Annotated in this window: 24 protein-coding genes, 1 tRNA gene and 3 pseudogenes; 12 read left to right on the top strand and 16 right to left on the bottom strand. The window is 68.5% G+C overall.

Annotation, left to right across the window (positions count from 1 at the left end; all coding sequences use genetic code 11):
* Positions 1 to 101 precede the first annotated feature (101 nt).
* From ACWENR_RS10190 to ACWENR_RS10180, 3 genes and pseudogenes are all read right to left on the bottom strand, one after another.
* The gene (locus tag ACWENR_RS10190; RefSeq protein ID WP_452276692.1) at positions 102 to 551 is read right to left on the bottom strand and encodes a hypothetical protein; all 450 of its coding nucleotides are present in this window, start codon (positions 549 to 551) and stop codon (positions 102 to 104) included.
* Positions 552 to 574: 23 nt separating this feature from the next.
* Positions 575 to 1,015: pseudogene (locus ACWENR_RS10185) on the bottom strand (DUF7507 domain-containing protein); the annotation flags it as partial.
* A 26-nt stretch (positions 1,016 to 1,041) separates the two neighbouring features.
* Positions 1,042 to 2,004, bottom strand: a complete 963-nt coding sequence (locus ACWENR_RS10180) for an alpha/beta hydrolase (RefSeq protein ID WP_452276691.1) — start codon at positions 2,002 to 2,004, stop codon at positions 1,042 to 1,044.
* Positions 2,005 to 2,113: 109 nt separating this feature from the next.
* Here ACWENR_RS10180 and ACWENR_RS10175 point away from each other — a divergent pair, with 109 nt between their 5' ends.
* Entirely contained in the window at positions 2,114 to 2,518 is a 405-nt protein-coding gene (locus ACWENR_RS10175; RefSeq protein ID WP_452276690.1) for a MerR family transcriptional regulator, read from the top strand.
* Positions 2,519 to 2,636: 118 nt separating this feature from the next.
* Here the strand turns inward: ACWENR_RS10175 and ACWENR_RS10170 are convergent.
* The 5 genes and pseudogenes from ACWENR_RS10170 to ACWENR_RS10150 all read right to left on the bottom strand — a co-directional run.
* Positions 2,637 to 2,786: pseudogene (locus tag ACWENR_RS10170) on the bottom strand (metal-sensing transcriptional repressor); the annotation flags it as partial.
* Between the two features lie 110 nt (positions 2,787 to 2,896).
* Complete coding sequence (locus ACWENR_RS10165; protein WP_452276689.1) at positions 2,897 to 3,718, bottom strand: MGMT family protein; 822 nt, start codon at positions 3,716 to 3,718, stop codon at positions 2,897 to 2,899.
* Positions 3,715 to 4,296, bottom strand: coding sequence for an RNA polymerase sigma factor (locus ACWENR_RS10160; RefSeq protein WP_452276688.1), 582 nt, complete (start codon positions 4,294 to 4,296; stop codon positions 3,715 to 3,717). Before ACWENR_RS10160 ends, ACWENR_RS10165 begins: the two co-directional genes overlap by 4 nt.
* Positions 4,297 to 4,394: 98 nt before the next feature.
* Positions 4,395 to 5,933: an FAD-dependent oxidoreductase gene (locus tag ACWENR_RS10155; protein ID WP_452276687.1), complete on the bottom strand. Its 1,539-nt coding sequence runs from the start codon at positions 5,931 to 5,933 to the stop codon at positions 4,395 to 4,397.
* A 171-nt stretch (positions 5,934 to 6,104) separates the two neighbouring features.
* The gene (locus tag ACWENR_RS10150; protein WP_452276686.1) at positions 6,105 to 6,911 is read right to left on the bottom strand and encodes an SDR family NAD(P)-dependent oxidoreductase; all 807 of its coding nucleotides are present in this window, start codon (positions 6,909 to 6,911) and stop codon (positions 6,105 to 6,107) included.
* A 175-nt stretch (positions 6,912 to 7,086) separates the two neighbouring features.
* Between ACWENR_RS10150 and ACWENR_RS10145 the strand changes: the two genes are divergently transcribed.
* The 4 genes from ACWENR_RS10145 to ACWENR_RS10130 all read left to right on the top strand — a co-directional run bounded on the left by ACWENR_RS10145 (position 7,087) and on the right by ACWENR_RS10130 (position 10,660).
* Positions 7,087 to 8,559, top strand: a complete 1,473-nt coding sequence (locus ACWENR_RS10145; RefSeq protein ID WP_452276685.1) for an MFS transporter — start codon at positions 7,087 to 7,089, stop codon at positions 8,557 to 8,559.
* Between the two features lie 275 nt (positions 8,560 to 8,834).
* Positions 8,835 to 9,179, top strand: a complete 345-nt coding sequence (locus ACWENR_RS10140) for a DUF6086 family protein (RefSeq protein ID WP_452276684.1) — start codon at positions 8,835 to 8,837, stop codon at positions 9,177 to 9,179.
* A gap of 215 nt (positions 9,180 to 9,394) precedes the next feature.
* Entirely contained in the window at positions 9,395 to 9,982 is a 588-nt protein-coding gene (locus tag ACWENR_RS10135) for an exonuclease domain-containing protein (RefSeq protein WP_452276683.1), read from the top strand.
* A gap of 258 nt (positions 9,983 to 10,240) precedes the next feature.
* Positions 10,241 to 10,660, top strand: a complete 420-nt coding sequence (locus ACWENR_RS10130) for a hypothetical protein (protein ID WP_452276682.1) — start codon at positions 10,241 to 10,243, stop codon at positions 10,658 to 10,660.
* A 173-nt stretch (positions 10,661 to 10,833) separates the two neighbouring features.
* Here ACWENR_RS10130 and ACWENR_RS10125 read toward each other — a convergent pair whose 3' ends face one another.
* Both ACWENR_RS10125 and ACWENR_RS10120 read right to left on the bottom strand, forming a co-directional pair.
* Complete coding sequence (locus tag ACWENR_RS10125; RefSeq protein ID WP_452276681.1) at positions 10,834 to 12,075, bottom strand: MFS transporter; 1,242 nt, start codon at positions 12,073 to 12,075, stop codon at positions 10,834 to 10,836.
* Positions 12,076 to 12,367: 292 nt separating this feature from the next.
* The gene (locus tag ACWENR_RS10120) at positions 12,368 to 13,333 is read right to left on the bottom strand and encodes an alcohol dehydrogenase catalytic domain-containing protein (RefSeq protein WP_452276680.1); all 966 of its coding nucleotides are present in this window, start codon (positions 13,331 to 13,333) and stop codon (positions 12,368 to 12,370) included.
* A 92-nt stretch (positions 13,334 to 13,425) separates the two neighbouring features.
* Here ACWENR_RS10120 and ACWENR_RS10115 point away from each other — a divergent pair, with 92 nt between their 5' ends.
* Together ACWENR_RS10115 and ACWENR_RS10110 are read left to right on the top strand one after the other, a co-directional pair.
* Positions 13,426 to 13,920, top strand: coding sequence for an Lrp/AsnC family transcriptional regulator (locus ACWENR_RS10115; protein ID WP_452276679.1), 495 nt, complete (start codon positions 13,426 to 13,428; stop codon positions 13,918 to 13,920).
* Between the two features lie 916 nt (positions 13,921 to 14,836).
* Entirely contained in the window at positions 14,837 to 15,223 is a 387-nt protein-coding gene (locus tag ACWENR_RS10110; RefSeq protein ID WP_452276678.1) for a hypothetical protein, read from the top strand.
* A 209-nt stretch (positions 15,224 to 15,432) separates the two neighbouring features.
* Here ACWENR_RS10110 and ACWENR_RS10105 read toward each other — a convergent pair whose 3' ends face one another.
* Together ACWENR_RS10105 and ACWENR_RS10100 are read right to left on the bottom strand one after the other, a co-directional pair.
* Complete coding sequence (locus tag ACWENR_RS10105; protein ID WP_452276677.1) at positions 15,433 to 16,635, bottom strand: helix-turn-helix domain-containing protein; 1,203 nt, start codon at positions 16,633 to 16,635, stop codon at positions 15,433 to 15,435.
* Entirely contained in the window at positions 16,622 to 16,816 is a 195-nt protein-coding gene (locus tag ACWENR_RS10100; protein ID WP_452276676.1) for a hypothetical protein, read from the bottom strand. Before ACWENR_RS10100 ends, ACWENR_RS10105 begins: the two co-directional genes overlap by 14 nt.
* 127 nt (positions 16,817 to 16,943) lie before the next feature.
* On the opposite strand from ACWENR_RS10100, the gene ACWENR_RS10095 reads away from it, so the two are divergent.
* Together ACWENR_RS10095 and ACWENR_RS10090 are read left to right on the top strand one after the other, a co-directional pair.
* Entirely contained in the window at positions 16,944 to 17,693 is a 750-nt protein-coding gene (locus ACWENR_RS10095; protein WP_452276675.1) for a helix-turn-helix domain-containing protein, read from the top strand.
* Between the two features lie 282 nt (positions 17,694 to 17,975).
* The gene (locus tag ACWENR_RS10090; protein ID WP_452276674.1) at positions 17,976 to 18,536 is read left to right on the top strand and encodes an SMI1/KNR4 family protein; all 561 of its coding nucleotides are present in this window, start codon (positions 17,976 to 17,978) and stop codon (positions 18,534 to 18,536) included.
* Positions 18,537 to 18,793: 257 nt separating this feature from the next.
* Here ACWENR_RS10090 and ACWENR_RS10085 read toward each other — a convergent pair whose 3' ends face one another.
* Complete coding sequence (locus ACWENR_RS10085) at positions 18,794 to 21,268, bottom strand: hypothetical protein (RefSeq protein WP_452276673.1); 2,475 nt, start codon at positions 21,266 to 21,268, stop codon at positions 18,794 to 18,796.
* 211 nt (positions 21,269 to 21,479) lie between these two features.
* Here ACWENR_RS10085 and ACWENR_RS10080 point away from each other — a divergent pair, with 211 nt between their 5' ends.
* A complete protein-coding gene (locus ACWENR_RS10080) occupies positions 21,480 to 22,400 on the top strand; it encodes a hypothetical protein (protein WP_452276672.1) in 921 nt (306 codons plus the stop codon).
* 638 nt (positions 22,401 to 23,038) lie between these two features.
* On the opposite strand, the gene ACWENR_RS10075 is transcribed toward ACWENR_RS10080, so the two are convergent.
* A complete protein-coding gene (locus ACWENR_RS10075) occupies positions 23,039 to 23,800 on the bottom strand; it encodes a DUF6928 family protein (protein WP_452276671.1) in 762 nt (253 codons plus the stop codon).
* A gap of 256 nt (positions 23,801 to 24,056) precedes the next feature.
* Between ACWENR_RS10075 and ACWENR_RS10070 the strand changes: the two are divergent.
* Positions 24,057 to 24,577, top strand: a pseudogene (locus tag ACWENR_RS10070) (tyrosine-type recombinase/integrase); the annotation flags it as partial.
* A 102-nt stretch (positions 24,578 to 24,679) separates the two neighbouring features.
* On the opposite strand, the gene ACWENR_RS10065 reads toward ACWENR_RS10070, so the two are convergent.
* A tRNA-Val gene (locus tag ACWENR_RS10065) sits at positions 24,680 to 24,751 on the bottom strand.
* An 82-nt stretch (positions 24,752 to 24,833) separates the two neighbouring features.
* On the bottom strand, positions 24,834 to 25,379 hold the full coding sequence (locus tag ACWENR_RS10060; RefSeq protein ID WP_452276714.1) for a TIGR02611 family protein: 546 nt from the start codon (positions 25,377 to 25,379) through the stop codon (positions 24,834 to 24,836).
* Between the two features lie 304 nt (positions 25,380 to 25,683).
* Here ACWENR_RS10060 and ACWENR_RS10055 point away from each other — a divergent pair, with 304 nt between their 5' ends.
* Positions 25,684 to 26,115 carry an SsgA family sporulation/cell division regulator gene (locus tag ACWENR_RS10055; protein WP_007457244.1) on the top strand — a complete coding sequence of 144 codons (432 nt, stop codon included), beginning with the start codon at positions 25,684 to 25,686 and terminating at the stop codon, positions 26,113 to 26,115.
* The last annotated feature ends 43 nt before the right edge of the window (positions 26,116 to 26,158 follow it).

Raw genomic sequence — 26,158 nt, 5'->3', positions numbered from 1 at the left:
CGTAGCCAGGCTCCTACGACCTCACGGGCATGAAGATCGATCGGCTGAGCTGATCTGCTCGAATTGCCTGGTCGGTCCTGCGGGGATCCCGGCCGCGCTGGTCAGCTCACGCCGCGTAGCACGCACTGAGTGTCGGGGGCCGGCTTGAACTTGCTGGCGATGCTCCACTCGCTGTCGGCGCGTGGTTTCACGTCGACCTTGGTCTGACCGGTCCCGATGACCGTGCCGCCCTTGGTGGTGAAGAAGACGGTGATCGTGTATTTGGTCTTCGCCTTGCCGGGGTTGTTCGCGGTGCCTGACGCCTGCCAACCGTCGGGCGTGGCCTTGCAGTCGGAGACCTTCACGTTCTTCCGGGATTCCGTCTTGTTCTGCACGGCGGTGGGTACCGCGGTGGCGCCGGCGACGCCAGACGGCAATGCCACCGGGGCGTTGCTGGGCGGGGGGCTCTCGCCTGCCTCATCGCCAGAGCCGCCCTGGCATCCGGCCGCGCCCCAGGCGACCACCGCCAGCGTCGCGATCAGTAGGTTGGTCCTCTTTCTCGACATGAGCACGGTTCCTCCTCAGTGGGTGACGGTCACGACGCGCGGCGTCGGGTGCGGTGCAGGCTGGCGAGTGCGAGCAGGCCGCCGAGGGCGACGAGCGCTGCGCCGATGGCGAGCAGCCTGCCGAGGTCGCCTCTGGTCACCGGCAGGCCAACGGACTTCACCTCGATCGAGGCTCGGGCCGGGTCGGACGTGATCGGAGTGCCGTCGTCGGTACGGCCGGTGGCCGTCGCGACGTTGGTCACGCGTCCGGCCTTCGCGTCGGCGGCGGTGATGACGTGTGACGGGACCGAGCAGGTCATCGACTCGCCGGGAGCGAGTTCGGTGCGGGGGCAGGTCACCGGGCCCGCATCCGGGTCGGAGACCACGATGCTGTTCAGGCTGGTGGTGCCCAGATTGGTGACGGTTATCGTCCAGTCGATCCGGTCGCCGGGGTTGACCCGGTGATCGCCGTTGAGATCGACGGCCTGGCCGGTCTTGGTGAGCGCGGGCCTACCAGTTAGGCATCGAGGGCGGCCCCGGAGTTGAAGAAGTTCCGAAGCGCGGCCGTGGCGTCGTCGATGGCAACTCTCGCGTCGTCGAACGGATGGCGCAGGAACTCGTGGATCATCCCGTCGTAGCGCTTGACGGTCACGGGCACGCCTGCGGCGGCCAGACGCCGGCCGTACTCCTCGCCCTCGTCGCGCAGGGCGTCGTACTCCGCGGTGATGATGACGGCGGGCGGGAGTCCGGTCAGGTCGGGCTCCAGGAGCGGGGACACGAGCGGGTGGAGCTTGTCGTCCTCGGTGGTGATGTAGTGGTTCATGAACCACTCCTGGGCCTCCCGGGTGATGTTGCCGTACTTTCCGGCGAACTCGGTGATCGACTGGTTCGTACGCCGGAAGTCGAGGTCCGGGTAGATGAGCAGTTGGAACCCGATGTGCGGCCGCCCGGCGGCGCGTGCCTTCAGGGTGACGACGGCGGCGAGGTTGCCGCCGGCGCTGTCGCCGGCAACGGCAAGCCGCGCCGGGTCCACGCCCAGCTCGTCGGCGTTGTCGGCGACCCACGTGGTCGCCGCGTAGCCCGCGTCGATCGGGGCGGGGAACTTGTTCTCCGGCGCCAGGGGGTAGTCGACCGACACGACCACGCTCTGCGAACCGTTGGAGAGCGCGCGGGCGAGACCGTCGTGGGAGTCGAGGTCACCCAGCACGTAGCCGCCGCCGTGGAAGAAGACCACGACGGGAAGTGGCCGGCCGTCCGCCGAAGCGCCGAGCGGGCGGTAGACACGGATCGGCACCTCGCCGGCCTCGGTCGCGGCCACGCGATCGGACACCTCGGCGACCTTCTCCGGCTCACCGACCGACGCGGCCGTCAAGCGGCGGGCCCCGGCCCGCGCCTGCTCGGGCGAGACGGTGTGCAGGCTGCCGAAGTTGACGGCGGCGAGCCGATCGAGGTGTGCCTTGACCTGGGGGTGAAGTGGCATGGTGAGTGATCTTCCAATCCGGAGCGGGATGCGTTCCCACAGCCTCCGACTTGTACCGTGGTTCAAGTCAAGGGCGCCCACCCGGAGGCGGTCGGAGAGGAGCTGCGACGTGTCGCGTACGGCAGAACTGGACATCGCCGAGGTCGCCGAGCAGACCGGGATGACGGCGTCGGCGCTCAGGTTCTACGAACGGCGTGGACTGATCCGGTCGAGCGGGCGCAACGGCCTACGCCGGACATTCAGCCCCGACATCGTCGACCGGATCGCGCTCATCGGTTGTGCGCAGGCTGCCGGGTTCACCTTGGCGCAGATCGCACGGTTCCTCGTCGCGAGGCCCGGCGACGCCGAGTTGCGCGAGCGGATGGCGGAGAAGGCCCGGGGGCTGGACCAGGACATCGCCCGCCTCACCCGCATGCGCGACAGCCTCCGACACGCCTCCGTCTGCACCCACACCCCACTGGTCGAATGCCCGGAGTTCAAGTCCCAGATCAGGGAGGGGGACGCGGCACGGTAGCGATCACACGCTCAACAGGCTGGCGGCATCGCGATCTGCGCGGTTTGACCGCACAGATCGGGGTGGCCGGCCGATTCGCGAAGCCGCCGGGGCGCGCCCGACGCATGCCGCCCGACGGTCAGCCGCGCTTCATGATGCGGCCGACGGCGGCCATCATCTCGGTGGCCATCTCGTCGGCCCGGCCCTCCGCCGCGCCTTCGTGCATGCAGTGCCGGGCGTGCCCGTCGAGCAGGCCGAGCGCGACCTTGTCCAGGGCGGCCTGCCGCGCCCCGGAGCTGGGCCGCGGCGGAGCACCGCCCGATTCCACCGGCGGCTGCCACGGCCCGTGCTTCCACGCCGCCCGGCCCCCGTCACCGCGACGCCGAGCGGCGGCGCCGCTCAGGCCGCCACGGGCCGGCAGCTCTTGCAGGCGCGGTAGCCCGCGCGACAGGCCTCCCGGGCGTTCGTGAACGGCACCCGGTGCGCCGGCGTGATCCGCCGGGCGTTGGCGCACGTCGGATGGCAGTAGATGTGGGTGGTGTCGCTGCCGAGGAACACCGCGCCGCTGCGCGACCACTGGTGCACCTCGGCCATGTCGATGCCCTCCGCCGACCGCAACGCGTCTCCGGCAGCGGGCAGGTAGGCCGCGTCGCAGGGCGCCCCGTGCTCGTACGTCACCCGGTGGCAGGGGACCAGCACGACGAACGGATTGTGCGCCAGGACGTTCAGCACGGCGTCGGCGCCCTGCGCGGGCGGCAGCGCGGCCTCACGCGCGAGCCAGGAGAGGGGACGCAACTGCCCGGCAGGGATGGTCCGGACCGCCCGCAGCACCTCGGCCCCCAACGCGTCGACCGGACCGAAGTCCAGCGACAACCTTCCGAACCGGCCGGTGCGCAGGGCTGTCACCAGCCCGGGCAGGGGCGTGCCGGTGGGGATGGCGGACCGACCGGTGCGCGAGCGGTGCAGTTCCTCGAACCGCTCGGCGGTGAGCCCACCGGTTGCCAGTACGGCCCCGGTGACGAGTTCCGGCGTGAAGGCCACGAACAGTCCGCCCGCTACCGTCTCCAGGCGTACGTACGTGTCGTACCGATCGCGCGGGATGCCCACGCGCCGCAGGATCCTCAGCGCGAAGTCCACCGGCGCGGGCGGTTCGCCCAGCTGGCCGGGCGATTCCGGCCCGACCTGCGACGCGGGCAGCTGGTTGTCCTCTCCCCCGCTCATGTCGCCACCTCCCCCTCTTCCTCCCAGGTCAGCAGCCGGCGCAGGTCGCTCATGCCACGTGACACCTGTGCCTTGGCCGTCCCCACGGGGCAGCCCTGGATCTGGGCTACTTCCGCGTAGCTCATCCCCACCACATGCCTCAGCACCACCGGTACGCGGTAATACTCCGGCAGCCGGGACAGCGCGGCGACCAGGCGGCCCCGGTCGTCCGCGTTCAGGGCACGTTCCGCCGGGCCCGGACCCGCGTCCGACCACATGTCCGGTGCGTCGTCCACCCGCATGACCGACATCGGGCGGCGCGAACTGCTGCGCACGTGGTTGCGCCACACGTTCGCCGCGATCGTCATCAGCCAGGCGCGCGGCTGCAACGCCCGGCGCCGCTCCGGCGGGTAGCCCTGCAACGCCGTGTAGGCCCGCAGGAAAGCGTCCTGTCCCAGATCATCGGCCTCCGCGGCCGATCCGGACACGCGCAGCAGGAACGCGTGCACAGCTCTGGCGTGGACCCGGACCAGCTCCGTGAAGCCGGCCTCCAGGTCCTGCGCCAGCAGGTCGGTCAACTGCTCGGCAAGCTCGTCCATCGCTGTTAGAACCCCGCCGTCGGAGAAATGGTTGCCGAACGCGGCGCAGCCCGACAGGTGGGAGTCCCCAGCCTACGAGCTCGTCGGCGGCCGCGGCGTCACCACGTCTCCGGCCCGAACCAGCGGGCGAGGGCGGCGCGCAGGGCGGCGGTGTCGCCGCTGGCCCCGCGCGCCGACCAGACGGCGTAGCCGTCCGGACGGACCAGCAGCGCCGGCGCACCCCACGAGTCCCCGACGGGAACGGCCGGCACGACGTTCACCCGGTCCGCCCACGGGCCAGCCACGGCCCGCAGGCCGGAGTCCCCGGCCAGGTCGAGCAGGAGCGGGCGGCCGTCGCGCAGCAGCGCGGCCAGGGTTGTCGGGCCGTCGGCCGTCTTCAGCGGCCGACTCGGCACCATGCGCCCGGCCAACCGGTCGTCGCCGCGCGCCCCCACCGGGTACGTCACTCCCACGCCGGTGATCATGGTGCTCAGGTGGGCGTTCACCTCGTCGACGCGCATCAGCCGGGCGAACAGTTCCCGCAGCGCGTCGGTACGCGGGTCGGGGTCCATCAGGGCGACCTGGGCCCGGACGTTGCGCAGCACGTCGGCCGCCACCGGGTGCCGCCCCGCGTGGTAGGTGTCGAGGAGCCCGTCCGGCGCCCAGCCGCGGATCTCGGCGGCCAGCTTCCAGCCCAGGTTGACCGCGTCCTGCAGGCCGAGGTTCACGCCCTGCCCGCCCGCCGGGAAGTGCACGTGCGCGGCGTCCCCGGCCAACAGGACGCGGCCCCTGCGGTACTGCTCCGCCTGCAGGGAGGCGTCGCTGAACCGGGAGATCCAGGCCGGGCTGTCCATCGGTACGGGGCGGCCCGCGATGCGCTCCACCTCACCCCGCAACTCCTCCAGCGTCGGAGGTGAGTGCCGGTCCGGATGGGGCCCCCGGTAGTCGTAGGTGCACACGCGGCTCGACCCGTACGGGTCGACCCACAGCAGGGTCCAGCCGCGCGGGGTGCGTCGCCACCCGCCGGGTGCGGCGGCGGGCTCCAGCAGCCGTACCTCGCCCATGAGCGCGGCGACGGTCGGTCCGTCGCCGAGGAACCTGATGCCGGCCAGCTTGCGTACGGCGCTGCGCGCGCCGTCGGCGCCCACCACCCAGCGGGCCGTCAGCGTCGTCTCGACGCCCGGAGCGGACCTCAGGTGCAGCCGCACACGATCGTCGTTCTCCACCAGGCCGACCAGTTCCGCGCCGCGCCGCAGCCGCCCGCCCAGCCGAACGGCGTCGGCGGCGAAGACCTCCTGGGCGTAGGCCTGCGGGCTGCCGACGAGCACCGGGCCCTCCTCGACGACCCGGGACAGGTCGAGCTCGAAGATCGAGGCGAAGTGGAAGCGCACCGGCCCGCGGGTGTCGCGCGACGCGGCGTACCGGCCCGGCTGCACCGCCTCCAGCAGCCCACGACGGTCGAGGGTCTGCGCGGTGCGGGCGTGCAGGGTGCTCGCCTTGGAGATCCCGTCCGGCTCGGGCAGCTTCTCGATGATCGTCACATCGATGCCCAGCAGAGCGAGCTCGCGCGCGACGAGGGTGCCGACCGGCCCGCCGCCCACCACCGCGACGTCGGTGTCGACGCTGCCGCCGGTTGGCGGCTGAGACCTGGCATGCAAGGTTCTTCTCCTCGATGGCCGGTACGCCTCGGACGATCGACATCGGGCCGGCGGACCGGAAGGACCCCGGCGGCGCGGTGAGCCGCCGGGGTCCGGTGCCGCAACGCGATCTCGGTCGTGCTGGGCGCGCAGGCAGGCCCCCGGTCGGGCCCGGTCCCGCGCTCCCCCGGATCAGACGCTCTTGTGGAAGCCCGCGTCGACCGCGTAGTCCGAGCCGGTGGTGCTCGCCGAACGGGGGGAAGCCAGCAGCAGCACCGCGTCGGCGACCTCCTGCGGGTCGACGAGGCGGCCGGTGACCTGGCCCATCATCTGAGGCGCGATGCTGTCCATCACGCTGTCCCGGTCGGCGCCCGCCATCGCCGCGATGATGTCGGCCGCGCCGCCCTCCTCGGTCCACCAGGCGGTGCGCACGGCGCCCGGGGAGACGGTGTTGACCCGGATTCCCTTGGCGCCGAACTCCTCCGACAGGGCCTTGGTCAGGTTGGACAGGGCCGCCTTCGCGGCGCCGTACTCGATGTTGACCGGTGCCGGCTGACGTGCCATGCCCGTGGAGATGTTGATGATGGAGCCGCCACCGCGCTCGATCATCTGCGGGACGGCCGCGCGGATCGCGCGGACGGCGGAGAACAGGTTGAACTCGAAGATCGAGGCCCACTGCTCGTCGCTGCTGTCGAAGAAGCCGGTGCGAGGCATGGCGACGCCGGGCGGCGGGCCACCCGCGTTGTTCACCAGGACGTCCAGCCCGCCGAAGTGCTCGACCGCGCGCGCCACGACCTGGCCGGGGGCGTCGGGGTCCATCAGGTCCGCCGACACGTGCAGCAGGTTCGGGCCGGCCAGCTGCTCCAGCTCCGGCGTGGTCTTGCGGGAGACCGCGACGACCTTGGCGCCCTCTTCGAGCAGCGAGCGGGTCACGGCCAGGCCGATGCCCTTGGAGGCGCCGGTCACCACGGCCACGCGACCGGAGAGGTTGAGATCCATCATTGTCCTTCTGGGTCGGGGCCCGCACCCGGGAAACCGGGTGGAGCCCTGCGGTGCGCTGTCGGTGGTGGAACCCCGACGGCGGCGAACGGGTTGCACGGGCCCGGCTGCAACCGGCCGCCGGAGCGCGGGGTTCTCAACGGCAACGCGTCCCGCCTTCTCCCAGGAGCTCCGCATGTCCACCGCCGTGACCCGGCCGCACAGGTTCCTGCTGCCGCTGGTGTGTCTCGCCCCGCTGCTGGCCAACGCGGATGCGGGACTCGTCGTCCTCGCCGTGCCGGACATTCAGCGCGAGCTGTCCATGAGCCTGACCGAGGCGCACTGGGTGACCAACGTGTACGTGCTCCTCCTCGGCGGGCTGCAACTGCTCGGTGGCCGGCTCTGCGATCGCCACGCACCGCGCAGCCTGCTGCGCGGTGCGCTCGTGGCGTTCGCCGTCGCCTCGGCGTGCTGCGCGGTGGCACCCACCGGGTGGGTGCTCCTGTCGGCCCGCGCCGGCCAGGCGGTGGCGGCGGCGATGATGGTGCCGGCGGCCATGTGCGTACTGCTGACCGTGGCGCCCGAGGACGCGCAGCGGCGTGCTGGACTGGCGCTGTGGGCCGCCTCCGGGGGGATCGGGTCGGTCGCGGGCGTGCTGGTGGGCGGTTTCGCGGCGACGCACCTGGGCTGGCGCTGGGCCTTCCTGCTGAATGTGCCGCTCGCCCTGGGCGCCCTCGCCGGGAGCCGGCGGCTGGAGCTGGGTGCGGAGCGGCGCTCGCGGGGCACGTCGGTGGCCGCGTCGGGGGCGCTGCTCCTGGTCGGTACGTTGCTGACCCTGGTGTACGCGCTGGTGGACATCGCGGAGCAGGGGCTCGGGCCGTCCACGTGGGCGCTGCTGGCCGTCGCGGTGGTGCTGGGCGGATCGTTCCTCCGACGCGAGGCCCGGTCCAGGCAGCCACTCGTTCCGGTGGTGCTGCTCAGGGACCGGTCGCTGGCGGCGGGTGCCCTGGGCGTGCTGTTCGTTGCCGCGGCGACCGGCCCGGTGGTGTTCGTGGGCAGCGTGTACCTGCGAGAGGCACACGGGTACACCGCGTGGGGGGCAGGATGCGCCCTGCTGCCCGTCGTCGGCGGGGTGATCGTGGTCGGCCGGTGGTCCTCGCGCCTGCTGGGCCGGCGCGGGCCGCGGCTGTCCTGCCTGGTCGGCTGCGGGCTGACCGGCTCGGGCCTGCTCTGGCTGACCTCCCTGGGCCCGGGTTCGGGCTATCCGACCGGGATGCTGCCCGGGCTCGTGCTGGTCGGGGCGGGCCTGCCGGTCCTCTGGATGTCGTGCGAGTTGTCCGCCGTGTCGACGGTCGGCCCCAGGGCGGTCGGGACCGCCGCCGGCGTGGTGCAGTGCGCCGGTCAGATCGGCGCCGCCCTGGGGCTGGCGCTGGCGGTGACGGTGTACAGCCGCACCGGGCACGGCGCGGGCGGAGCGGCGAGCCCGGCGGCGCTCACCGAGGGTGCGACGCGTGCCTTCTGGTGTTGCTCGGCGCTGATGCTCTGCGTGGCGCTCACCGCGCAGCTGGGCATGCGGCCGGGCCGGGCGCGTCGAGTCGGTCCGACCCGCGCGTCCGGCGGCACCGGGGCTGGGTATCCGGACCCCCAGGCGGAGCCGGCACGGGTCTGAGCAGCGGTCGACCACGGCGCAGCGGCAAGCATGGAAAGTAGGTTCGGCGCCATTACGATCACAGCGCGGGTCGCCCTGCCCGCCACGTTCGCGGTGACCCAGGTGGCGCTCACCTGGCTGCTCTCCGGTGTTTCTCCAGGCGATGTCTCGTAACCTCGGCCGCCGTCTGGCCCTTGGTGCGTGGCCCCACCACGTCCGGTCAGTTTGCGGCTGCCCCCGGCGAGTGAGCTACTGGTAGTAGAGTGCTGGCCGCCCGACGACGTGGGGGGGCGGTCATGGGAATGCTCTTCAAGGTAGGCGACCAGGTGATCTGGGATCGCGGCCTCCGTACCTCGCAGATGTTCTGCGGGCAGGTCCTGCTGCTTGAGCAGCTTGTCGGGACGCCGAGCGGGATCCACGACACCGGGCAGGACGAGGTGCACGTCGATCCGGAGGCGCTGCGGGCGTTCCTGCACGCCGTGTTCGCATACCTGGATCGAAGCGGCTCCTGGCCGCTGAGGGTGATGGTGCGCGGGGTGGTCCAGGTGGGACTGTTCCTGGACCACCGCGCCAGCGGTGACTGGCTGGCGGTGCCGGACCGGTTTCAGGACATCACGGATGGTCTTGACCGCATCACCTGAGGGATGCCGATGCCCCGGTGTCTGTCGTGGCACCGCCGCCCGTGCCCCGACCACCAGGGACCCGATCCCTACCAGACCCGCCGCCTGACGGCGGACCCGCCGGCCGTTGCCGCGCCGCCGACGGCCTTCGCCGTCGGGCGGCCGGTCCGCGGCGACGGTGCGGGCGTACGAAAACGCGGTGCCGGAGCCGGGCGCCCGCCCTATCCTCGGCTCTCATGCGCCGCGAACCCGCCCTGCTCAACGTCGTCGACGTGGAGGCCACCTGTTGGGACGGACAGCCGCCGCCCGGCTCCGTCCACGAGATCATCGAGATCGGCCTCACCGTCGTCGACGTGTCGGCGCGACGCCGCCTGTCCCGCCACCGCGTCCTGGTCCGCCCCGCCCGGTCGACGGTGAGCGGCTTCTGCACCGCGCTGACCGGGCTGACGCAGGCCGAGGTGGACCGGGGCGTCACCTTCGCCGAGGCCTGCCGGATCCTCGTCGAGGAGCACGAGGCCGGGCACCGTCCCTGGGCGAGCTGGGGCGAGTACGACCGCCGGCAGTTCGCCCGGCAGAGCCGAGCCGACGGGGTGGCCTACCCGTTCGGCTACCCGACGGAGCGGACCCACACCAACGCGAAGGCCGTGTTCGCCACCGCCTACGGTCTGCGCAGGAAACCCGGCATGCACCACGCGCTGCAGATCGCCGGGCTGCCGCTGGATGGACGCCATCACCGCGGCGAGGACGACGCGTGGAACATCGCCGCGCTCGTCCTCGATCTGGTGGGGCGTGGCGCATGGCCGGCCACCGCCACGGTCGCCTAGCTGTCATGCTCAGGAGCGTTGTCGACGCGGGTGACGGGTGGTTCGCCGCTGAGTGAGCTGCCCGATCGCCTGCGCGCTCCCGAGTCGTGGCACCTCGAATGGGCGGCTCGCGACCGGACGCGTCGCCCGGGCCGCGTCGCCACCGGAGGGCTGTCCGCAATGGACAGGGCCGTACATCTGTGGTTCCCTCACGTCAGTTGATCAACTGGCGCTGGTCGCCTCGGCCGCGACCATCGCGACAGAGCGAAGGAGATGCGGATGAGATGGCTACGGCGCGTGAGTCTGCTGGCGGCCACCACGGGGATCCTGGTGTTCGGGGTCGCCGCGCAGGCGAACGCCGCGGTGGATCCGCAGAACGTGGGCTGGCTGTACACCGTCGGCAAGGGTGGCGCGGCGTTCTTCGACGCTGACCTGTCCGGCTACCCGTCGCAGGAGAAACTGACGGTGTGCGACAACTCGTCCAACGGCAGAGGCGTCCGGGCCACGTTCTCCGGCACCACCATCATCAATGGCACTGAATACGTCCAGACGTGGGACGTTATCGACCCGTCCAACAACGGGGTCTGTGGCACGTCCACCGGCAACATCTTCTCCGACGGACACTACGTCTACGTCGAGGTTTGCGAATACGCCGGCGACTGGGTCGGCAACTGCGCCCGGGCCCGGGGTGTGGCGTAGGGCCGACAAGGTTCGGCCAGCGGAGGGGCCGCACCGCACATCGGATCTTCCCACCCCGTCCAAAACGGCACGTGTAGCGGCAGATCGCGAAAAGGGCTCCCCGGGCGCGGGCCCGGGGAGCCTTTTCGCCGCGACATCAGTTCTGCCCGGCAATCGCGCCGCCTATGTGGTTGTCAGCTCAGCGCCGCGGCGGTGGATGGCCGCTCGGCGCGGTGAAGGCGGGCGAGCAGCCGACCGGGGCCTGCTGCGGTCGCCAGCAGCGCCACTGCGGCCAGCAGGTAGAGCAGCCAGCTGGGCACCCGGTCGGCGAGCACCCCGGCCAACGCCGTGCCCGCGGTGACGCCAGCGTTGCCAGCGGTGTTCACCCAGGTCGAGGCCTGCGTCCTGGCTGATTGCGGGGCCAGCGCGTCCGCCAGGGCGTAAGCCATGATCAAGCTGGGAGAGACGAGCACTCCGGTCACCACGAGCCCGAGCGCCAGCACCTCGACGGACCCGGCCAGGGTCAACGCGGCGACCAGGCCGGCAAGCAGCAGCGTGAGCCTCGGCAGGAGGACGGCGAACGGAGTCGCCCAGGCCCGGCGGCCGAACAGCAGCCCGCCTGCGGCGCTGCCGGCTGACAGCCCGGCCACCAGCCAGCCCGCGGCTGCGGGGTTGCCGGCGTGCGCGGCGGTCACCGGAACGGCGATGTGGATGAGCCCGAGGGCGCAGAAGACACCGGCCAGGGTGATCAGCATCGGGACGAAGCCCGGCGTTCGCAGCACCCCCGCACGCGCACCGGCCGCCTCGGCTGCGCCGCCGGCCAGGGGCACGGTGGCGGGACGGGGCGCCGGGCCGAACCCGAACACCGTTCCGCCGCCGATCATCAAGGCAAGCCCGAGGACAACCGCCATCTGCGGGTCGGCGACGGCCATCGCCAACCCGGTCAGTAACGGGCCCGCGGTGAACAGCACTTCCTCGACGACGGCGTCGAGACTGAATGCGCGCATCCGAAGTGGGCCCTCCGGCGTGAGCTCGGCCCAGGCGGTGCGCATCGCCGGCCCCAGCGGCGGCGGGCAGGCGCCAGTCAACGCCGCCAGCACCAGCAGCGCCGGCAGCGGTGCCCTGGCGTGAGCTGCCACCAGGAGCAGGGCGGTGCTCAGCGCGTACCCGATGGCCATGACCGGAAGGATCCGGCGTCCGAGCCGGTCGACGAGCCTGCCCCGCGACGGACCGAAGAGTACGACGGTGAGGTTGAGGGCTGCGGCGGTCAGTCCCGAGGTGCCGAGCGACCCGCTCGCGTCGGCTATGGAGAAGAACATCCCCAGCGGCAGCACGCCGTAGGCGAGGCGGCCGGCGGTGGCGGGCAGGAACAGCCGCAGTGCATGTGGCAGGGACAAGAGGGCACGGTAAGACGTGCCCGCACGTTCGGCGGACATGAAAGACTCCCGGTGAGCGAAGACGACCAGTGACGGTGTGCGGGGCACACCGTCACTAGGGCGGTCCGGAAGTCATGGCGCGAGATTACTGCACTCCAGGCGCAGTGTGATGGCCTGTGCGTGTCGCTGGACTGGCATGACCCACCCACCTGCCATCCCGTGCGCCGGCGACCCGCTCGCTTGTGGAGCGGGCCGCCGCCCGGGCCACCACGTGAGCTGGACCTTGACGGCTCGTACGGATGCTGCGAGCGGTGGCCTGCTCGGCTTGCCCGGGTCGACGTCGGGCGGGGGCCTACCTCAACCACCCACGGACCCGGCGGCGGCCGACGATCTTCGGCCAACCTGGAGCCGGAGCGCCCCCGCCCGCGGCGCAGTAACCGCAGCCCGTGACCGCCGCCACCTCGCCTATCCGGCCGGCGTGCGCTTCCTTCGCATCATGCGACTTCTCCGGCCGTACTCGGGTCAGGGCCGGATCGCGATCTTGACTGCCTGGCGCGAGGTCGATCGCGAGGTCGAGGGCGGACTGGGTTCCCGCGCATTCGGCAACACCGGGCGCGCCACCCCTGGTCGCCTCCCGGATGAGGCCGACGGTCACGGGATTGTCCGCGGAGACAACATCAGTCGCTCCCATCCGTGTGGCGAGAGCGTTCCGGTCGGGGTGACGCCCGACGAGGATGATCCGGTCTGCTCCCGCACGGCGTGCGGCGAGCGCCGCACAGAGCCCGACGGCACCGTCGCCCAGGACGACGGCGGTCGTACCCGGCCGAACTCCGGCCAGCGAGACGGCGTTAGTGCCGGTCGCCATCACGTCGGTCAGCGGCAGCAGTCGGCGCAACAGTTCCGCGTCGGCATCCGCACGCACCGGGACGAGCGTCGCGTCGGCGAACGGCACGCGGACCGCCTCAGCCTGACCGCCGCCGTTGGCGCCACCCCAGAAGCCGCCGGCCGGGCAGGAGGTGTGCCAGCCGTCGCGGCACGTGGGGCAGGTTCCGTCCGCGAAGGCGAACGGGGCCAGGACGAGTTCGCCCGGCCGGACACGAGCGACGTCCGCGCCGACCTCCTCGACGAGCCCGACCCACTCGTGGCCCATGCGATCGCCGGGCGTGAACGACTCCTGGCCACGGTAGGGCCAGAGATCGGAACCGCACACGGCTGCCAGGGACACCCTCACCACGGCGTCACCAGGATGCTCGATCATCGGGTCGGGGACCTCGATGACGTCCACCCTGCCAGCCTCGTGCAGCACCGTCGCCTTCATGGTCGATGGCAGTAGGCTGCGGCTGGACCCTTCGCCCATGCCACTTCGACGGCATCGGCGAGCAATGACCGTCGTTGTGGAGCTGATCTCTCATGGCAACCGGCAGATCGTCACCGTGGGACGCCGCGGATCTCGCCATCCTCCGCGAGCTCTCCCGTGACGGCCGGATCAGCGTCGCCGAGCTGGGCCGCCGTGTCTCCCTGAGCCGCCCCGCGGTCGCCGAACGGATGCGCCGCCTCGAGGACTCCGGCGTCATCAAGGGCTACGGAGTCCACCTCGACCTCGCCCGGCTCGGGCTGGGCCTGCGCGCCCATGTGTCCCTGCGGCCCCGGCACCGTTCCGTCCGCAACTCCCAGGCTCTGCGTGAACGGCTGCTCACCATTGGGCACGTGCTGTCCTGCGTCCATGTCACCGGGCACAACTGCTACGAGCTGACCATCGCCGTGCGGGACGCGGAGCACCTGGAGCAGGTCATCGAGCGCCTCGCGGAACTGGGCGACACCACCACCGGCGTCGTCCTCTCCGAACCCGTACACCCACGTGACGTCGACATCGCCGGATGGATCCCGCCAGCCAGGCAAGGGTAGGGAAGGGAACCTCCCCCGGGAAGCGGGTGGTCAAGCCACAAACACCAAATCCTCCGGCGAATCAGGGGGTCACTTCACTCAGGCACGCCCTCCAGGCGCTGTCTGGCTTCGGGCGAGCGTCGTTCTGTCTGTCATACTTCCCGACATGGCTCTACAGCGAAGGGATCGTGCCGCGTAGGCGGCCTGTGGCGTTACGCGCCGCTAAACCCAGTCGTCGGCAGGCGCACAAGTCCCGTGCGCACCTCCAGGGGATTTCTGGCAAGGTCGTCGCCAGCATCGTTCGGCTGGAGCGCCAAGACAATAGGTTGCGCCCCGGTGATATCGGCCGCGCCCTTCAGGGTTGGACCGGCATAGCGCGAGGTCCGGCCCGTCAACTGCTGGTCGATTTTGGCGGGTGCCCCTGCGGCTGCACCTCGGACTATCGGGAAGTGTTGGACATTGCTCTGCGGTCGCTACCTAGACGAGCGGCGCGGGAGCTGCGCCGCGTCATCGGTGAGGCTGATGATCTGTTCCTCAGTCGAACCCTGGCTAATCCCTGGGCCGACCCCCGCGCCCCTTGGTGGGAGCAGCGGCTGTGAACGCCCAAGATGGCCGCCTCTCCGTAGGAGCCTCTCCGCGCATACTGCTTGAGTAGCTGCTTGCCTCAAGACTCACTGTCTGCCGCCGATCAGCCGCCTTGGCGAGCGGGCCGCCGCTCGGCCCGCACCGCGTCAAGCGGACCTTGACGCACGTACGGACGCTGCCGGGACGGACTGAGTCGGCTCTCGTGTCACGGACCGCGCCCCGACGGACACCGCCCCATGGCGCAGTTGACCCAACCTCGCCCGGCACGGACCCGGTTCTCCGGGATCGGAGCTGCTGACCGGCTCGACACTCGTGTCTCACCATGTGCTTGGTGCTGTCGTAGCCTCCCGGCGTGGACATCTACGAGAATCCGCCGCTGGTGTCACACGGTCTGGCGGACGAGGCGCTCACTGCTGCTCTGGAGGGCAGTGAACAAGCGCTTTCGCCGAACTCGGTGTTGGTGGGGCTGGCGCTCTACGACGACGACCGCGTCTTCGTGGAGCGATGGTGCTACCGGATCGCGCAAGAGAGCGCTGACCTATGGCTCGTCGGCACAGCGTCGCTTTGCTTGGGCCATCTCGCTCGACGCTTCGGGTGTCTGGAGCCCGAGTCCGTCATGCTCGTCCGCCAACTCGCCGAGCGGGCGGACCTCGACGGCCGGGTCTTCTCTGCCTTGGACGATGTGACGTTCTTCCTTGAGGAGTTGCCCAAGCGAACAAGGACGGAACAGGGCAACTAGCCAAACGTCAAGCATGTCCTGGGACCGATCCGTCAAGCATGTGGTGGGGCGACGGGCGGCAGACCGTCTCGCCGTAGGGCAGGCAGACCCGGATCAACTCGATACGAGGTCAGACGGGCTGCTGAGGTGCTTTTCGGGCCGGTTCGGGCCGGCGCGGTTGCTGCACTTCGCTGCTGTACTCCTGGCCGCTTAGATGGCGGTTTCACCGTTCAGCCCAACCGGAGGCTGACGGCGAGCTGCGTGATCGTGGTCGGGGCCCGCGGGTCACGCGCTACCCCGGCGAGGACATCCCGGGCGGCAGGTCGGTACATGATCTCTGCCGGCGCGGTGCGCTCGGCCTCCATCAGCATGCGAGCGGCGCTGACCGCATCGCCAGCGTGCAGGTAGGCACGCGCGACGCCGAGCAGATGCGCGGCGCGGTGTTCTGCTGGCAGCCACCGCCAGCCGTCCCGCTCGGTGGCTTTCTCGTGCCAGAGGATCGCCTCGTGGAAGTCGCCGGTCTCAACGGCAACAGCGGCGCGCGCCAGGTCAACGGCGGTTGGCCCGAACGCGGTGCGGTGATGATCGCGCCCGTCTCCGACCCGCTCTGCCATGCCGGCGGCCTCGTCGATCAGCTCGCTGACGGCGACCTCGTTCCCATCCGGTGCCACTGCCAGTGCAGCTTGGAGGAGCAGGGTTCCGCACAGGGACAGCTCTGCCGGTGTGCCGTGCTCGACCTCGCGCGGGGCGATCCGGTACGCGGCGGCGAGCAGCACCGACTTCGCCTCCCTGGCCCGCCCTGACGCGCGCAGCACCTGGCCGAGCTGCACGGCTGCGGCGGCCACCAACTCTGGCTCGCCGGTGGCGCCGAGCATCGCCCGGTCGGCGGCCAACCATGCAAGCCCGACCTCCCCGAGCTTGACCAGCAGAGCAGCCGTGACCCGGTACGCCCCCACCAGCAGCACCCGACTCGCTACCGGAGCTTGCGCTTGGGTGCGCTGCGCATTGGTAAGCAGGTCAGGCATCAAGTCGGTCACCTGCGGGTAGCGGCCATGCTGGAACGCCGTCCACGCATACTCCACATCCCGCAGCATCCGGTCCACCGGCAACACCAGTCGGCGAGCCACTGGCTGGCCCAACGGGACCTCGTACCGGGACAGCGCCGCCCTGATCCGGTCGACGCCCTCGACACAGTCGGCCGCCTCTACCAGCGCAACATCGCGGCCGACCAGCGTGGCGGCGTCGATACGCAGCACGCGGGCGATCTCTTGGAGCGTCGACAGCTTGTCCAGCGACCGGACGCCACGTTCAACCTTGTCGACCCAGCTCTTCGACTTGCCGAGCCGGTCGGCGAACACCTGCTGCGACAGCTTCCGTCGCCCTCGCCAGTACGCCACCCGCCGCCCCACCGGCAACAGCTCAACGCTGCCCACGCTGCCACCGCCGATCCGGCATCGCTCGGGTCGTCTCCTCCGCCGGTATCCGATCCGCCTCAGCCTCGGCGAGAAGCCGTCGCTTGGCCGCCTCCCGCTCGGCCACCTGGATCTGCTCGCCTCGGCTCACCGCCGGCTCGCCGCCGTTACTCGGCATCTCCACCTCCGTCAGCAGAAGCACGGCGGCACGCTCGACCGTCGCATGTTCACCCTGACGTCAATGTGTCACCGACCGCGACGGCACAAGATGCGACAACCCGACCACATTGCCGACGACATTTAGGCGACATGGCGCTATCGTGGCGGTCATGGTCGCCCCCAACACCGCCCTCCGCGCCGTCCGTACCGGGATGCGTATGAGCCAGGACGACTTCGCTCGCGCACTCCAAGCCGCCGGCCACCGCGTCGGTGAGCCCAACGACGCCAACAAAAGACTCGTCCAGCGATGGGAGTCCGGCGCGATCGCTGCGCCGCGCCCCGTCTACGCCCGCGCCCTGGAGGTCGTCACCGGCCTACCCATCTCGCTGCTGGGCTTCGCCGCGGTGCCCGGTGGGGAGGTCGCCAACGACGAACGCGGCGGCCACGATCTGTCCTCCCCCATGTCCAGCCTGGCCACGCCGACGCCGACGTCCAAGTCCGCCACGTCCCACAGGTCGTACGAGGGCGTGTGGCTCAGCCGCTACCAGTACTACTCCAGCGGCCGGGGCGACTCGTTCGCCGGACAGCACTTCGTGGTCCTGCTCCAGCACGGCGATCGACTGACCGCACGCAGCCTGCCCGGCTCGGCGGCGTCGTCTCTCTCGCTGGACCTGACCGTCGACGGTGCCGTCGTCACCGGCACATGGGTGGAGCAAACCGACCCGACCGGCTACTACCGGGGTGCCCGGTACCACGGTGCGATCCAACTCCTCGCCGAGCCCACGGGTCGACGGATGGCCGGAAAGTGGGTCGGGTTCGGTAAGGACATGGACGTGAACACCGGCCCATGGGAGCTTGTCTTCCAAGACGCCTCGACGTCCAAGGCGACGCTCGATCGCTACAACACGTCGGCTACGTAGGCGCGCGACCGCGTAGGAGCCTCGACCCCTCGCTTGTGAGTTCTGGGCGCTTCGTATGGCGGGGTCCGTCCGCATCCGCGGCCTCAGGCAACTGTCCGCATTCAACCCCCGGCGGCTGTCCTCGTCCGGGTTCGTTGCTGTCGGCAGCCGCCCCTGACGGCCCCCTACGTTGGACACGGAGCGGACAGGACAGGAGCAATGCCTTCCGAGAGCTGCGGCACGGTTGGTCGCCTCAGCCCACCCGAACGGAACTGACACACGTATCCGGCATGATCGCTTTTCGTGACGGACTACACCGACCTTCTGGCGCGCATCGCTGGGCGGGCTCGCAGGGATGAGCCGATGATGCCCCTTCCCGCCGGCCTGCCCGCTCCACTTCCCCAGAGCACGATTGACAGTGTTGAGGAGCGACTGGGGTTTGGGCTACACCCGTTGTTGGCGGCAATCTACAGAGATTTCGCGAACGGCGGCTTCGGTCCCGACTACCAGGTCCTCAGCCTGACGGACGGGCCAACGTCCGAGCAGGCGGTGGAGTGCTACCTCCAAGCTCGAACCAGATACGCCGGCACCGAGTGGGCCTGGCCGGAAGGCGTTCTTCCAATCTTGACCTGGGGTTGCGGCATGTACGCGTGCGTCGACTGCCGAAACGACCAGGGAAGCGTCCTTCTCTTCGAGCCCAACCCTGGAGATCCCGATGCTGCTTGGTGGATCGACTCACCCAGCCTCGCGGCATGGTTTGAGCACTATGTCAACGACACAGGCTGGTGGGTCAAAGCCGAGGAAGGCGAGGACCTGGACGACATGCCACCCTGGCCAGCAGCAAAGAGCCGCGCGGCCATGTAACGCCGCCGAACTCCCGGCTCACCGAACACTTCGGTGTGAATGTTGATCTCACATGTCACGGCGTCCCAGTCGATGCCGTTCCCTGCCATCCTGTTTACTCCGGATATGGTCGAACCCTGCCCTGCGTTGGATACTGGAAGGCTTCTTGCTGACTTTTTGCTAACTTGAGACGGCATGTCATGCGCCCGGCATAGATGCGGAAGGCCGCTTGCGTCCGCTACGGACCGGGCCAGCAAACTCCGAAGTACCGCAAGCCGTCAATCATACGGAAACAACTCATTCACTACGTGTATTTGGCGCAAATCGTCGGCAAGCCATCGAATTGCGATTCGAGTGGCCGGCATTCTTAGGTGGACGTCCAGGCTGGAGTATCCGCTGACGTAGCCAACCCACGCCGCCGTCTCGCGTCTGTAGGTCTGAATCAAACGCCACTGCTTCTTGCGGCTTTGGCTCTCGTCTTCCCCGCTGGCTACGTCCAGGCTGCCTGGCGTCATCTCTACCCGACTCGCCTGGCCGGCCGACAACGGAAACATGTCGTATTTCATTAAGGCGACCGGCAAGGATTTCTCTTTTACCCCGACGTTGCCCTTCATATGCACCGGCAATATTGCCCCTAGACCGAGCGTCGGGACGACGGCAGGCATCAAGGTCTGAGCCAGTTCGATGTAACCATTTAAGGCGGCTCGGTAGACAGCCTCGGCTCTCCTAGCGAGTTGTTCCACACTATAGCCACCCCAGCCCTGGCCTACCCGTCCGCCCAGGTCCGGCTCAGGGTAAGGAGGGGTCAAGATTTCACGAGGATCCGCGTGACGTAAAAACTGCCTCAGCTCACGCAGTTCGGCGATCTCGAACACTCTCCGGTCCACGTGGACCAGGTCCCAGCCGGCCGCTTCCTCGCCGAGGATATCTAACAACTGGTCAACGTCTCGTAGCAGTAACTCGATGGCGGCCCCGTAGTCCTTATTGCGAATGGCTTGCTTGGTAACTCTAGCCGCGAGGACTTGGATTTGGTCCCATTGCTTCTCAGCGGCAAGCGCAGGAACGTCGGGGCTCCAACGAAGGCGCTTAAGGTGGCCGAACAACTCCGCTCCAAAACGCTCAAGCGTGAAGCGCCATGGCCACGTTGGGACAGGCTTGTGATTTGCAGCGTATCTAAATAGCCACCCCGGTTCGGCTCTCGAGAAGATGTCGCGAGACCGGTCGACTTGCAGTTCCGTCGGCTCACCTAACCCCGACCAGCCCGCTATGTAGAGGCCCGATTCCGACGATGACCTTACGACGATTCGCACACAGCGACCATCGACACCATCAAGCATGCCAAAACGCAAAGCAATATTCGGAAATGCTGCCGCCCATGCACGAAAGGCGAGGTTCATCCTCGCCTCCAAATCGGACTGAGGCAGAGGCTGTAAGTTCTGCGATGCATCGTTATGTCCTGATTCAGGCACCGGCACTGTTTCCCCAACCAGCCAAGCCGCTGCCCCCGGGTGTCGGGAAATCAGATCGGGGAGGATTGATTGGAGCTCTTGCCAACTACCAATGGTCATCGCTGCCACCCAGACCGCTCGCCAGCGCTCCCACTCGGCGAGGGACCGCAAATGACTGGAGTGGTCAACCTCTCTGCGCAGGAGCGCGAGGGCTGCGAAATACTGCTCAATTACAGGGGCGGCAAACCGAACGACTCCTGCGTGGGAAACCACGAGACGTGTGGCGATTAGGGATTCTCTTACATCGAGGGCACCCGCCTCACTATCCGGCACCTGCCCACCATGCGTAATAGTTTGCGAAGCCAGCCTTCGGAGTTGAGAGAAAACAATCTCGTCCGGCGCTCCGTCACGCCTGATTACATCCTCCACAAGCGCCCTTAGCAGGGCTGCCTCAGTTGTTGGCCCACGCCTGAGGTCACTGAAATAGCGTGCCGCAAGGATCGCAAAAAGAGGGCGACCAACAATCTTGCGGAGTTCTACGGGAAGCCGCCACACTCGGAGCTCTTGACCGGAGGCAACCTCCATCAGGAGCTCCGCCGATTCGTTGCCAAGTTCGGGTAAAGTTATCTCATCACGCCAAGTCAGGTAACCCGGGCGACAAAACAGCGCGACGAGTGATCCCGCATTGGATCCTACAAGTAGACGAGATTCACGGAGAAGCCGGTTCGCAGCGTCACGCGCAAGCTCATCGCAGCCGTCAACGATGACTGCATACTGTCTAGGCGGAACGGGTGGGAGAAGTTCCTTTACTGCCTCCGCCAGCGGCACTCTTTCAAGGGATCTTGCGTCTAGGAAGACTGGCCAAAAATCTGACCTTCCGCTATACGCGTCTTGAATCATATTCCTATGAAGAATATCCGCATAGGTCGACTTTCCGGTTCCAAGCTCAGCGGTAACGAGGACAACGCCCTCGCTCGGCAGATTCAGATCCGAGAACAAGCTCGGCGCAACCTCCTGCAGCTTGTTGACTGTCTCATCTGAAAGCTGTAACGCTTGCCACCGTTCCCGAAGGCGGACGGTTGCCTCTTTGTCCATTTGCATCAGAAGTTCTGATGCACTGGGTCGCACCGGTTCGATCTCCGCTGGAGGGGCAACTGTTTGCTCAGATCTAGCTATCAAAAACTGTGCAACGCACTGTATGAGGAGAGCAGCGACAAGTCCAGCGCTGGCGACAGCGGTGGGTTTTGATGTTGCAATATTCGTCCATGCGCCAACTGCGGCTGCGCCTACCGCAGTGATGATCACGCCAAGTGCCTGCTGGAGAGGCCGAGACACACCCACCTGCCTAATCAATGTTCCTCAAAGAGAGCGACCCTACCAGTTGAAGGGAAGCTTGCTTCCCTGTCCCCCGCCGGCCTACCCCACCGCCAGTACGGTCAGAACCGCAACTGGTTAGCCGACGACACCCGGTCGCCATCACGGCCCGCAATTGACAACGTCTGCGACGATGCATGGCGTGTCTGACGACAGCCGAGACAGCCACGACAGCCAACCCCAAGAGCGCGCCCCAACCCTAGAGGATAAGCCGGACCATAGAATTGCCTATATCGGACTCACCATAACAGTCCTACCGTTCCTCATCGCCGCCATGCGCATGTACGTTGTAGCAAACGGCAATCTTTCAGTAATCAAATCACTTGGCGCCACACTCAATATACAAAGTCTGCTACTTGGCGCATACTTAGGAATTATCCCAGTTCTCTTTTTGTTCGGCGCTATGTCGTTGGCACTCCATGCGTCGTTCACCGAATACCCGACTAGGACTGAACAGTGGCGACACGTCGGAATAGCGGCTTTCTTGGCCACATTCGGCGCGATGCTCTTGGATGCCGAGCAGGCGATGACGGTGGTCCTGTATGTCGCAGCAACTGTAGTTACCATAGTTGTCGCGGACGCCGTCGGCTGGATTCTGCGTAGGCGAATTCTCGCCAAGGCGGTTCATCCGGGCACGCGAGTGCCCTTCTTCGGCATCTCGGAGAGCGTGGCTGCGGAGATGAGGTTCACCCCCTCCAAGGAAATGCTAAGGAGAAGTCGCATTGCTCGCAAAATGTTGCACGGGGGACGCCATTTCATCTACGGCGGATTAGCACTCCTTCTCCTTGCGCAGGTTCTTTTCCCTCCAGGAATGTGGCTTCCAACCGAATCAATCGGAATACGCAGCCAGAGGACGGCGATAATCGGATATGTTCTCGAAGAGAAAGATGATCGCGTAACCATCCTTCGCCGCGACGGTTTAGGTGTTGAACACTTTCACGTTGACGACGTGGTTAATCGCCAACTCTGTGATGATCGCACAGAGAAAGAACCGATCTTTGTTAAGTTGTTCGGCCGCAGCGTGAGAACCGACAAAATTCCGGTTTGCAAAGAACTCCAGTAGCCACCGGCCGACGCCATCCCGTCTGCCGTCGACCCGCCCTCTGGGGAGCGGGCCGCCGCCCGGCCCGCCACGTCAAGACGGCCTTGACACACGCTCGGACGCTGGCGGGTCAGGCGGTGGTCTGCTCGGCTCGGTCCGGGTCGATGGCAGGCGGGATGGCCTACCGCAACCACCCACGGACCCGGCACCCGCCGACGCAGCCCCGGCCATCCTGGAGCCGGAGCGCCCCCGCCGGAGGCGCAGTAACCGCAACCCCGCGACCGCCGCCAGTCTGCCGACGCGGCCGGCGTGCGCTTCCCTGCGCCGCGCGGGCTCGTGGCCGCGCGGCCCGGCCGGCTGCCGGCCCAACCCTCACCCGGTCAACGCTGCTGTCGTCATGTGGCGGCCCCTCCGGGCTTTCCGCTCTCCGCGCCAGCCGCCGGGTGTGTTGCGTGGCCGGAGTCGGAGCGCCAGCGCAGCGACGGACGCGCGCCCAGGCGGCGGCGCGTGCGGCCTGTTCAGGGCCGCCTTGATAGATGTACAGAAAGTCCTCCCACACTGGCCGGCAGCCGGCAGCCGTCTGCCCGCGTCTCGGGAATTGCGTGACAGATCGGTATCAGGACCTGCGTGACACTCTTGCCGGTCTGCGGGTAGGCGGATCAGTAGCTGTCGGGGGTGACCTCGTGCATCGTTCCGTCCGGTCCCATGCGGTACATCCGTGGCGGCCCCATGCTCCGTAGCACCTCCGCGTGTGCGGCCTCACGGGCGAGCTGTGCCTCACCGGACGGGTCGGTCACGCGAAAGCCGTCCAGGTGAACAGCGTCGGCGTCGATATCGCCGGGAGAACGAAGTCCCTCGATGCTGAAGCCGAAAAGCGCACGCAACGCTTCCTCGCCCAAGTCGAGGGGATGGAACGGCAGCGGGTAAGGGTCCTGGTTGTGCCAGCCTGGTACGGGCTCGACGGGATGTTCGCCGGCCCAGTACGGCAGTTCGAAGTCGTACGGATTGCCGATGTTTTCCTGGATGCCGCCGTCGGGCGACAAGCTCAGCGATCTGATCAGCACGCCGTCCTCCCAAACCGCGAAGCCTAGCCAGTCCACGACCGAGTGCATCCCGTGCATGATGATTCGCCTACCCGCACCAACTCGGCGCAGGTGCTCCGGCAACTCAGACGGGCGATCGAGCATGAGCCGCCGGTCGCAATACAGTTCTGCCCCGGTCAGCACAGTGGCGTACGTGAGTTCATCTGGCGGGTAGGTGCCGTCGAGCAACGTGTTGTCGTCGGCGGGCTCGACGACGTAGCCGGGGTGAATCTGACGTACCAACGCCTCGGTCTCGGCTCGCTCCCCACGCTTTCCGTCACGCAGCACGGGACGGATGTCTCCGTCGGTGAACGCTAGTAGAGCCGTCTTCGCGCCCACGTCGCTCCTCACAGTTCAGCGGCAGCCACCTCCCGCACGCCGCCTGGCGAACAGGATCGTCTAGCCGAAGGTGTCACGGACTTCCTGAAACCGATCTGTAACCGAGATGTTGAGACCCGACACGGGCGGCAGCCGCCTCCAGGCAGATCACGGCGGGTTGACGTGTCGGGATCCGGTGCTACTCCGGCGATCGCCGAGCACGCCAGCGCGGCCTTCCCGCCGGATGCCGACAAGCAGGCTCCTCCACCCTGACTGGCCCATCATCAGGACGGTCAGCGACATCCGGGCCGCACTGCGGGCCGCCCTCACCCGCGCCCAGGCCGAAGACCTCATCACCAAGAACGCGGCCGTGCCGGTCACCCTCGCCACCGTCCGCCGCCGCCGGGGCAAGTCCTGGTCGAGCGACGAGGCCCGCAAGTTCCTGGAATCCGCCAGAGCAGACGAGGATCCCCTCTACGCCGCCTCCGCCCAGGAACAGCGCGACGAGGCTGAGGCAGCCGCCGGCAAGGCTTGGCACGAAACCGGACTCGTCTTCACCACCCGCTACGGCACACCCATCGAGCCGCGCAACTTCCAACGGTCGTGGCAGACCAGGCACGACATGGCGAAGATCAGGCCGATCACCGTTCACGATGCAAGGAGGATCTGCGCGACGCTCCTGGCCGACCTCGACGTCCACCCAGGAGTCGCCATGCAGGTGCTCCTGCATGCCAGTTCTCGGTAACGATGGAGATCTACACCCAGGTATCGACGAAGGCGACCAGAGACGCCCTTTAACGCCTGGGCGATTCACTCGGCCACTGACCGCTGCTGTACTTAGCTGCTGTACGACAGCAGAAAGGCCACCTCCCGTTTCCGGGAAGTGGCCTTTGACCTGCGTGGGCGATACTGGGATCGAACCAGTGACCTCTTCGGTGTGAACGAAGCGCTCTCCCGCTGAGCTAATCGCCCTCAGCGCCGATGACTCTACCTGATCGAGGGACCGGACCGGAAATCCGGGGTCCGCGCGTCGGACCCCGGGCCGGGCGAGGGGTCAGTGCGTCGCCAGGTAGTGCAGCGCCTCGGCGACCACGTCGATGCCGAAGCTGTACTTGAGCGACAGCCAGACCACCGTGCCGACGAAGACCATGCCGACGGCGCCGAGCACGAACCGTACGGTCAGTGACCGGCGCTTCACCCACTGCGTCCAGTTGTGCACGTGGCGGCGGGTGAAGCCGAGCAGCCGGCGGGCCCAGTGGAACTCGACGGCCCAGATGCCGAGGCCGGCGATCACCAGCAGCCAGCCCGGCCCGGGCAGCGGGATGAGGGCGATGCCGATGGTCACCACGAGGGCGCCCGCGATGGCGATGAAGATCTTGAGGGTGACCCGGCCGGTGGGGTTGGCGCGAATCAGGTCGAGGGTGGTGGCGAGCCGCTGCCGCCAGCGCGGCCGGGGGCGCCGCTCGGCCAGCGCCGTGCCGCCGGCGCCCGTCCGGTCGGGCCCCGGCCGATCGGACCGCCCGTGCTGCTCCATCGGCACTCCGTACCCCCGCTTTTCGGCTGCCCCGACCGCGACTTTCGGCGGGCCCGGCGCGGCCATCGGATCCACTGAGGATCGTTTCGCCACCATTTCCTCCCCCAGTGTGGCTCGCGCCCGTCACTGCAACGGTCGACTGGACGTTACCGGAGTAAGTCGACGACTGAACCACCCGATGCCGGGCGGGATCGCGCACTGGGCAGAACCGGAAAACCCTACATGAATCCTCACATTCACGCGGACTTTCCGACCCCCTTCCCACCACTGGGTGAAGTCAGCGTATGGCGGAGCGTAGCCAGGAGTAGCACCTGAGTATGGGAAAAGCGGGACACGCGCGTTCCGCAGCGGTGCCGGGGGGAGATCGTCCATGAGTGTAATCCGACCGACGACCGTCGAGGTCGAGACGTCGCTGAGGCTCGTCGCGCCTGACGCCACCGCCTTGCCGGTGCGTGCCAGCCTGCGTTACGACCCTGCTGATCCGTATGCGGTCCATGTCCTGTTCCACGCCGAATCCGCCGGCGGCGAGGCGGTCAGCTGGTCCTTCGCCCGCGAGCTGCTGGTCACCGGCCTCGACGAGCCGGCCGGCATCGGCGACGTGCGGGTCTGGCCCTGGGCCACCCCGCGCGGGGACTTCGTCGCGCTGGCGCTGTCGTCGCCCGACGGCAACGCCCTGTTCGAGGTGCCGCGCAGCGTCCTGGTGCGCTTCCTGCGGCGCACCTACGTCGTCGTCCCGCGCGGCCGCGAGGCCGAGCACCTGGACGTCGACACCGCGGTGAACCGGCTGCTCGCCGGCCGCTGAACCACCGGCCACACCGGCCGTCCGGGGCCGCGCGGATCTGCCG

This window comes from Micromonospora sp. NPDC004336, assembly GCF_053602615.1.
Note: the sequence above shows the minus strand (reverse complement) of the source record. Positions and strands in the feature narration are given on the sequence as shown.

Excerpts from the sequence above, each read along its gene's own strand:
- ACWENR_RS10180 (WP_452276691.1), bottom strand. The coding sequence starts at position 2,004 with ATGCCACTTCACCCCCAGGTCAAGGCACACCTCGATCGGCTCGCCGCC.
- ACWENR_RS10165 (WP_452276689.1), bottom strand. The coding sequence starts at position 3,718 with ATGAGCGGGGGAGAGGACAACCAGCTGCCCGCGTCGCAGGTCGGGCCG.
- ACWENR_RS10160 (WP_452276688.1), bottom strand. The coding sequence starts at position 4,296 with ATGGACGAGCTTGCCGAGCAGTTGACCGACCTGCTGGCGCAGGACCTG.
- ACWENR_RS10150 (WP_452276686.1), bottom strand. The coding sequence starts at position 6,911 with ATGGATCTCAACCTCTCCGGTCGCGTGGCCGTGGTGACCGGCGCCTCC.
- ACWENR_RS10145 (WP_452276685.1), top strand. The coding sequence starts at position 7,087 with ATGTCCACCGCCGTGACCCGGCCGCACAGGTTCCTGCTGCCGCTGGTG.
- ACWENR_RS10140 (WP_452276684.1), top strand. The coding sequence starts at position 8,835 with ATGGGAATGCTCTTCAAGGTAGGCGACCAGGTGATCTGGGATCGCGGC.
- ACWENR_RS10135 (WP_452276683.1), top strand. The coding sequence starts at position 9,395 with ATGCGCCGCGAACCCGCCCTGCTCAACGTCGTCGACGTGGAGGCCACC.
- ACWENR_RS10130 (WP_452276682.1), top strand. The coding sequence starts at position 10,241 with ATGAGATGGCTACGGCGCGTGAGTCTGCTGGCGGCCACCACGGGGATC.
- ACWENR_RS10125 (WP_452276681.1), bottom strand. The coding sequence starts at position 12,075 with ATGTCCGCCGAACGTGCGGGCACGTCTTACCGTGCCCTCTTGTCCCTG.
- ACWENR_RS10120 (WP_452276680.1), bottom strand. The coding sequence starts at position 13,333 with ATGAAGGCGACGGTGCTGCACGAGGCTGGCAGGGTGGACGTCATCGAG.
- ACWENR_RS10115 (WP_452276679.1), top strand. The coding sequence starts at position 13,426 with ATGGCAACCGGCAGATCGTCACCGTGGGACGCCGCGGATCTCGCCATC.
- ACWENR_RS10095 (WP_452276675.1), top strand. The coding sequence starts at position 16,944 with ATGGTCGCCCCCAACACCGCCCTCCGCGCCGTCCGTACCGGGATGCGT.
- ACWENR_RS10060 (WP_452276714.1), bottom strand. The coding sequence starts at position 25,379 with ATGGCCGCGCCGGGCCCGCCGAAAGTCGCGGTCGGGGCAGCCGAAAAG.
- ACWENR_RS10055 (WP_007457244.1), top strand. The coding sequence starts at position 25,684 with ATGAGTGTAATCCGACCGACGACCGTCGAGGTCGAGACGTCGCTGAGG.